At 44.5% G+C, this 1,324-nt stretch carries 3 protein-coding genes; all 3 read right to left on the reverse strand.

Annotated features, from left to right (window positions below; translation table 11 throughout):
* Positions 1–145 precede the first annotated feature (145 nt).
* A complete protein-coding gene (locus tag A2517_RS06640; RefSeq protein ID WP_294895346.1) occupies positions 146–535 on the reverse strand; it encodes a biopolymer transporter ExbD in 390 nt (129 codons plus the stop codon).
* A gap of 4 nt (positions 536–539) precedes the next feature.
* Positions 540–989 (reverse strand): TonB-system energizer ExbB, encoded by a 450-nt coding sequence (exbB, locus tag A2517_RS06645; protein ID WP_294895348.1) that lies wholly within the window; start codon positions 987–989, stop codon positions 540–542.
* The coding region (locus A2517_RS06650; RefSeq protein WP_294895350.1) for a sensor histidine kinase KdpD at positions 982–1,324 on the reverse strand (343 nt) is incomplete at its 5' end. The genes exbB and A2517_RS06650, both read right to left, overlap by 8 nt.

Consider the following 1,324-nt stretch of genomic DNA (forward strand, 5'->3'; position numbering starts at 1 on the left):
ATAGAGCGGCATTCGGAAGGGCTTAAAACCCCCTCCAGAACCATATAGGGAAAATCGTGGTAGGGGTTGGGGAGGCGTGCGGTAGGGATATCCCACCGCAGTAACTCATCGCGTGCATAGACGTAGTTACTAATTTGGTGCATCATTATTTCTGTTTATCGGTCACAATATAGAGCTGTTCATGCCCAAGGCGTTTCAATACATCCATAACACCCACGAAGTTTTGAAACGCCGCCTCTTTATCGCTGTAGAGGACAACGGTCATCTCTTTGCCCCCCTCTGTCACCTTCTGTTCAAACTCCGCTAGAGTTATCGGTGTTTTTTCATCGCCCAGCATCAGCGTTCCGTCTTTTTGAATGGTAAGCTTTAGCTCCGATGGTTTATGTTCTGCGGCAGAGCCTTTGGCTTCGGGGAGATCAACAGGGATCAACCCCGTCTTAATAAACGTTGCCGTTGTCAGAACCATGACCAAAAGAACGAGCATAATGTCGATGAAAGGGATAACGTTGATCGTATCGATCCGTTTCATTCTCATACGACTATCCTCGTTTGGAGTGGGCGTTGATATCCCACAGTGTCAAAATACGTTCCATCTTACGGAGCAAAATATTATAGAAAATAATAGAAGGGATAGCAACTACCAGACCCATAGCGGTCGCTTTAAGTGCCAACGCAAGACCTGTCATAATTTTCTTTGGATCAACGGCTCCGACATCACCGAGAGAATAAAAGGTAATCATAATCCCTAATACCGTCCCTAAAAGCCCTACGTACGGAGCATTCGAACCGATAGTCGCAATCGTAGAGACATTATCTCCCAAATCGAGTTCTAGCTCCTCTTTGGTCTCATAATCACCGATGCGTACTGCACCGTATGCCATAAGTCGCTCAATAAAAAGCCATAAAGAGACCACACTCATAATCACCAAAATCCCGATAATTCCGTAATCTACCGCCGAGTGTGCAAATTCCAACCAACTGTTATCCATTTACTATTCCCCTTTTTTTAAATTCAAGTTTGACACATGTCCCCTCATTAATGTGAGAAGAGATGTGCAGTGCAATACCGTAACGGTCACAATAACGCTTCACCAGATTCAAACCGATTCCATACCCGGCCATCGTCGAATCACTCTGGTAATAGCGATCGTAAATGTGCATCAAGGTGATCTCATCCATCCCGATTCCATTATCGCAAATATTGACTGTATTTTCTTGAAGTGTGATCGTGATTATAGGGTTTTTCGGTGAATATTTCACCCCGTTTTCGATTAAATTATCAATAACCTTCCCCAATCCGATCCGATCGCAGTTCACGGCATAA

It is taken from the genome of Sulfuricurvum sp. RIFOXYD12_FULL_44_77 (assembly GCF_001830725.1).
GTDB classification, from domain to species: domain Bacteria; phylum Campylobacterota; class Campylobacteria; order Campylobacterales; family Sulfurimonadaceae; genus Sulfuricurvum; species Sulfuricurvum kujiense_A.

Excerpts from the sequence above, each read along its gene's own strand:
- exbB (WP_294895348.1), bottom strand. The coding sequence starts at position 989 with ATGGATAACAGTTGGTTGGAATTTGCACACTCGGCGGTAGATTACGGA.
- A2517_RS06640 (WP_294895346.1), bottom strand. The coding sequence starts at position 535 with ATGAGAATGAAACGGATCGATACGATCAACGTTATCCCTTTCATCGAC.